This window comes from Treponema endosymbiont of Eucomonympha sp. (assembly GCF_001028545.1).
The window spans coordinates 1-5,448 of the sequence record NZ_BBPW01000050.1; the positions used below are offsets into that span (position 1 = coordinate 1).

Genomic DNA, 5,448 nt, shown 5'->3' on the forward strand with positions numbered 1-5,448 from the left:
CACAGCAAACTATGGAATATTTCATTAAAATCGTTTTCGGCACCCTCAAACGCTGGCGAGGAATCGCTACGCGCTATGCAAAGCTTACCGTTTCCTTCATCGTTGCTATTCATATCAGGTGTTTTCCTTTACATCCACCTTCAAGTCCACACTACCTAGCGGAGCAAAGAAATGAAAAAGGCAGTATGCGCCGCGGTTTTTGCGGCGGCGTCAGGGGTTCTGTCCGCACAGTCGATCGGCGTTTTAGCCGACCTTCAGCCTGTCTTTACCTACTTCGATTCAAGCCTTCCGCCAGAAATAACAGAACAAATGAAGAAGGCGGATTTTTTTTTCGAGCGGGCTGAGCGCTTTTGCGGACATACCGTATCTTGAAGCGAATATCGGATTTGCGGCAACACGCACTTCAGCGCCTGACACGCCTAATACGAATAAGCAGTATCTCCGACTCGGATTTTTAGCAAAATATCCCCTATACCTTTTGCGAAAACTGTCTCTGTTCCCTGCCGCGGGATTTGACTATCAGATATTCACGAAGGCAACGCAAAACGGAAACACCGTAAAACGCGCCGAGCTTCCTGATAAAGACGCGGCAGACTATGTTATTATCAAGGCGGGGCTCGGCGCGGAACTTATGCTTACCGACGCGGTATTCATACGCGGATATTTTTTATACGGATTTTTTCTGAATAATAAATCAGACAGAGACGCAATCCTGACTATGCCGGCTCTTGACTATGAATTCAAAGGCTTTAGTCACGGACCTTCTGCGCGGATCGCGGCAGGCTATAGATTTGGCATACTATAGGCATAGAGAAAAAAGCCCGCCTTCCTTATATGCCGCCCTACATTCGGCACGCACGGAGCGACTGCGCGATGAAAACAAATTACCACACGCACACGGATTTCTGCGACGGGCGCGACAGCCCCGAAGCAATGGTCCGCGCCGCGCTCGACAGGCGCTTCGACATAATCGGGTTTTCCGCGCATTCGCTGTATCCGTTCGCCGCGGAATGGCACCTTCCGCCGCGCCGCTTCCGCGAATACGCCGCCTGCATTGCCGCGCTGTCGCAGACGTACCGGGAGCGCATTGCGATACTCACCGGCTACGAGGTGGATTTCCTGCCGCCGTTTTCCTGCCCCGACAAAACGGCATACGCGGCGCTCGGCGCGGAGTACCTTATCGGGTCGGTGCATTATCTCGCCGCCGACGGGCTGTGCGGCGCGCCGGACGGAACTGTCCGCTGCGGCAGCGCCAGCGGAAATGCGGGCTGGTTCTGCGTCGACGCAGGTGCGGAGGAAGTGGCGAACGGCGTCCGGGCGCTTTTCGGAGGCGACGGCAAAAAGGCGGTGCAGGCGTACTTTGCGCGCGTGCGCGAGATGCTGCGTACCTGCGACTTCGACATTGTGGGGCATATCGACGTGGTGCGGAAGCGGAACGGTGCCCTGCGTTTTTTTGACGAGCGGGAAGGCTGGTACCGCGGCGAACTCGAAGCGACCGCCAAAGAAGTCGCCCGACAAGGGGTCATCGTCGAAATCAACACCGGCGGTATTGCGCGGAAGGCTATCGACGACGTGTACCCCTCCGCGGATTTTCTCCGACTGCTCTGCGCATACGGTGTTCCCGTGATGATTAATTCCGACGCCCACGCCGCGGCGGATATCGACTGCGCGTTCGACTTTGCGGCGCAGCGGGCGCGCGATGCCGGCTATCGTGCCACGGCGTACCTTGAAAGCGGAACCGTCAAGGAAACCCCGCTTGCGTAAGGCAGGCGCGCTCTAATCAACCATAGAAGGCAAAGAAATTCGCCGATTCTCTGTTCCTTCTGCGGTTATAGGCATAAAATTTTCAGATACCCGCCTGTGTGGCTAAATTTAACAAGAGGAATGTGTGCCCTTGACATAAATTATTATTGTAAATATACTCAAACTCTCTTTAACGTGTTTTGGGAAAGTGCGAGCCAATTATTGACTGGTTGTCACTAGATAAAATATTCCCTTGCTACACATCCATTTAAGGAAGAGCTTCTATGGCAAAGAAAAAAATAATTGCAGTCGTTAAGTTGCAATGCCCCGCGGGGAAAGCGACCCCTGCTCCGCCTGTCGGTCCGGCACTTGGTCCGCACGGCGTGAGTGCGCCACAGTTTGTACAACAATTCAACGACCGCACAAAAACGGCGGAACAAGGCTTAATCATCCCTGTCGTTGTTACCGTTTATCACGATAAAACGTTTACCTTTGTTCTCAAAACACCGCCTGCCGCCGTTTTGATTAAAAAAGCGGCAGGCATCCAGAAAGGGGCAGCAAATCCGCTTCGGGATAAAGTCGGTAAACTAACCAAAGCGGCACTTGAAGAAATCGCTAAGACAAAATTGCCCGACGTAAATGCCAACGATATTGAAGCGGCGAAAAAGATTATCGCAGGCACCGCGCGTAGCATGGGTGTAGAAGTGGAGCAGTAAGGTGAAACACGGGAAGAAATATGTCCTTGCTCTCGCAAAAATCGACACAGAAAAATTTTATACTGTTGCCGAAGCGTGTGCACTGGTAAAAGAAATTTCGTTTGCCAAATTCGGCGAAACCATCGAAACGCATATTAATGTACGGCTTTCTAAAAATCAGTCTGTCAGAGATACGCTTGTGTTTCCGAATCAGTTCAAAAGCGAAAAAAAAGTGCTTGTGTTTTGCAGAGAAGATCGTGTCAAAGAAGCGCTTGATACCGGAGCCGCATTTGCTGGTGACGTTGAATATATAGAAAAAATAAAAAACGGCTGGTTTGAATTTGATGTCGCTGTCGCCACGCCTGATATGATGAAAGATGTTGGACGGCTTGGTATGATACTCGGACGAAAAGGACTCATGCCAAATCCCAAAACTGGCACCGTGACTAACGACATCATTGCGGCGATCAACGAGTTAAAAAGAGGACGCACCGAATACCGCGCCGATAAAGGCGGAGTGGTGCATATCGCAGTCGGCAAAGTTTTTATGGACAGCGCTAAAGTCGCTGAAAACATAGAGGTGCTCTTGACCGAAGTTACCCGCAAAAAGCCAGTAGACGCGAAAGGAAGTTTTATTCGTTCCATTTCCGTCAATTCAACAATGGGACCCAATGTGCGAGTGACATATAAAAGCGGAGAATAACGATGTCTATTCGAGCAAAAAAAATGCAGAGCGTGAAAATTGAAGCGATAGCATCGGTAAAATCTATGCTGGCAGAATATACAGATTTTATCTTCGTAGACTACCGGGGGGTGACTGTCGCACAGATTACCGAGCTTCGTAAACAGCTTTCTGGGAAAAACTGTGTATTTAAAGTGATAAAAAACAATTTTGCCCGCATTGCATTCCAGAAACTCAATATTTCCACTGTTTCCGACTTTCTGAGAGGGCCAACCGCGGTGGCACTTTCCAAAGAAGAAACGAACGAGACGGCAAAAATACTATATGACTTCGCGAAAGAAGCACCTGCGCTGGGAATAAAAGGTGGATATGTTGCGAATGAAGTATACGACTCGGCAAAACTGGACACGTTCTCGAAGCTTCCGAGCAAAAAACAGCTTGTTGCGATGATTATGTCTACTATCAATGCACCCATACAAAAGATCGCTGCAATTCTGCAGTTATATGTCGATAAAAAAACCGCGGAAGGAGGTAGCGCGATAGTGGTGTAATTTGCATAAAAAATCAATTTTAGCGACCATATTCAGGCTTCGTAGCTGTCGCCCTGTATTGGTCAGCCAGATACGGCAACGGATATGTATATATCCATAATTTATTTTCATATGGAGAAGATAATATGGTAGCTCTCACAAAAGACGAAATTCTTGAGGCAATCGCTTCCCTGTCAATGCTGGAAGCTTCGCAACTAGTAAAGGATATGGAGAAAAAATTTGGTATCACTGCTACCGCGCCAATAATGGCAGCGGGAAGTGAACAGAATATTTCGGCTGAAACCGCTGAAGAACAAACTGAATTTAATGTTACGCTTGAGAGCATTGATGCGGCAAAAAAAATCGCCGTTATCAAAGTGGTACGTGCTATTACTGGATTAGGCTTGAAGGAAGCGAAAGATTTGGTCGAAGGTGCCCCAAAACTTTTGAAAGAAGGGGTGAATAAAGAAGAAGCGGCAAAAATCAAGAACGAAATCGAAGATGCAGGCGGTTTGGTTAAGGTTGTATAACATAACGCCGTTTAGAAAAATAAAATGTACTCAGTTGCCTTCTTTGAAAAACAAGATACTGCTGGAATTTTTTTTATTTCAGTAGCTATCTTGTTTATCTATGATATAGATTAGAACTATGAAGGAGAATTTGTGTTTGCAAAAAGCCACGCGATAAATCGTCAGTATTTCGGAAAAAACATTAATAATTTTATGGATTTACCGAACCTTATCGATATTCAACTTTCATCTTATGAGAATTTTTTGCAACGCGCAAAGCTAAAAAACGGTGAAAAACCAATACGCAAAGGGTTGGAAGACGTGTTTTTATCGACCTTTCCAATTGAAAGTCCGAATGAAGACATGGTACTTGAATATGAATACTATGAATTTGATGAAGCGAATATTAAGTTTTCAGAACTTGAGTGCAAACAAAAAGGACAAACCTATTCCATACAGCTCAAAGCGCGTATAAATTTGATTCTTCGGCAGACCGGAGAAATCCGTCAAAAGAATATCTATTTAGGTGATATTCCACTTATGACTGATCGCGGCACATTTATCATTAACGGTGCAGAGCGTATTATTGTATCGCAAATTCACCGTTCGCCAGGGGTTATTTTCAGCCACGAAAAAAATATCTATTCGAGCCGTATTATCCCCTATCGCGGAAATTGGCTAGAGTTCGAAATTGACCGGAAAAAGGACTTAATTTTTGCGAAAATTGATCGCAAAAAACGAATTCTCGGTACGATTTTTCTTCGCGCTATTGGCTACAATACCCGCGAAGAGATTATACGGTGCTTTTACGAAACTAAACGAGTGGAAGTGAAAGATGATAGCGATACGCGCGAGCAGCTTATAAATAAAGTACTTGCGAAGGCTGTTTTTGTAAAAAAAGAAAACAGCGAAGAAAAAAAATTATTTCGCGCAGGTGAAAAACTGTATCCACACAATATTGACGAACTCGTTGCACAAAATGTTACAGATATTACTGTAATTAAATTTGACAGCGAGTATTCGCTCAATTCGCAGATGATTATAAATTGCTTCGAACGCGAGGAAATTCAATTTTCAAAAGAAGGTTGCTCGTCAGATGAGCCGTCCAAAGAAGACGCACTTTTTGAGGTATACGACAAGCTAATGCCCGGCGAACCGATTACAGTAGAAGCAGCAGAAAAAGATCTGCATTCGATGTTTTTTACGTTGCGCCGTTATGATCTCGGACGGGTCGGACGGTATAAGCTCAACAAAAAGTTTGACTATATACCGCCGATTGAATGCCGTAC

At 46.3% G+C, this 5,448-nt stretch carries 6 protein-coding genes and 2 pseudogenes; all 8 read left to right on the plus strand.

The genetic code is table 11. The annotated features are described in order from the left end of the window. A pseudogene (locus AWU74_RS10180) lies at window positions 1-131 on the plus strand (IS5/IS1182 family transposase); the annotation flags it as partial. Between the two features lie 347 nt (window positions 132-478). Further along, window positions 479-805 (plus strand): hypothetical protein, encoded by a 327-nt coding sequence (locus AWU74_RS03525; RefSeq protein ID WP_062327653.1) that lies wholly within the window; start codon window positions 479-481, stop codon window positions 803-805. 68 nt (window positions 806-873) lie between these two features. Continuing rightward, on the plus strand, window positions 874-1,764 hold the full coding sequence (locus AWU74_RS03530; RefSeq protein WP_062327656.1) for a histidinol-phosphatase: 891 nt from the start codon (window positions 874-876) through the stop codon (window positions 1,762-1,764). A 263-nt stretch (window positions 1,765-2,027) separates the two neighbouring features. After that, complete coding sequence (rplK, locus tag AWU74_RS03535; protein WP_062327659.1) at window positions 2,028-2,459, plus strand: 50S ribosomal protein L11; 432 nt, start codon at window positions 2,028-2,030, stop codon at window positions 2,457-2,459. Window position 2,460: 1 nt separating this feature from the next. Continuing rightward, window positions 2,461-3,141 carry a 50S ribosomal protein L1 gene (gene rplA, locus AWU74_RS03540; protein ID WP_062327662.1) on the plus strand — a complete coding sequence of 227 codons (681 nt, stop codon included), beginning with the start codon at window positions 2,461-2,463 and terminating at the stop codon, window positions 3,139-3,141. Between the two features lie 23 nt (window positions 3,142-3,164). Then, window positions 3,165-3,671, plus strand: a complete 507-nt coding sequence (gene rplJ / locus AWU74_RS03545; protein WP_238579878.1) for a 50S ribosomal protein L10 — start codon at window positions 3,165-3,167, stop codon at window positions 3,669-3,671. Between the two features lie 125 nt (window positions 3,672-3,796). After that, entirely contained in the window at window positions 3,797-4,180 is a 384-nt protein-coding gene (rplL, locus tag AWU74_RS03550; RefSeq protein WP_062327667.1) for a 50S ribosomal protein L7/L12, read from the plus strand. Between the two features lie 132 nt (window positions 4,181-4,312). Next, window positions 4,313-5,448 (plus strand): annotated as a pseudogene (locus AWU74_RS03555) (DNA-directed RNA polymerase subunit beta); the annotation flags it as partial.